Origin of the sequence: Litoribacterium kuwaitense (assembly GCF_011058155.1) — a bacterium.
GTDB lineage: Bacteria > Bacillota > Bacilli > Bacillales > DSM-28697 > Litoribacterium > Litoribacterium kuwaitense.
The window spans coordinates 1-317 of sequence record NZ_JAALFC010000159.1; the positions used below are offsets into that span (position 1 = coordinate 1).

The 317-nt window shown below is 53.9% G+C and carries 1 rRNA gene; it reads right to left on the bottom strand.

Annotated features, from left to right (window positions below):
- Positions 1 to 26: 26 nt before the first annotated feature.
- Positions 27 to 317: ribosomal RNA gene (locus tag G4V62_RS19490) — 23S ribosomal RNA — on the bottom strand; the annotation flags it as partial.

A 317-nucleotide genomic window follows, 5' to 3' on the forward strand; every position in this document is an offset into this window, starting at 1 on the left:
ACCAGATACCGACAAAGAAAGACTTTGAAGAGAAGGCCTCGATCGATTAGTATCGGTCAGCTTCACGTGTCGCCACGCGTCCACCCCCGACCTATCAACCTCATCGTCTCTGAGGGATCTTACTCACTTGACGTGATGGGAAATCTCATCTTGAGGGGGGCTTCATGCTTAGATGCTTTCAGCACTTATCCCGTCCACACGTAGCTACCCAGCTATGCCCCTGGCGGAACAACTGGTACACCAGCGGTGTGTCCATCCCGGTCCTCTCGTACTAAGGACAGCTCCTCTCAAATTTCCTGCGCCCACGACGGATAGGG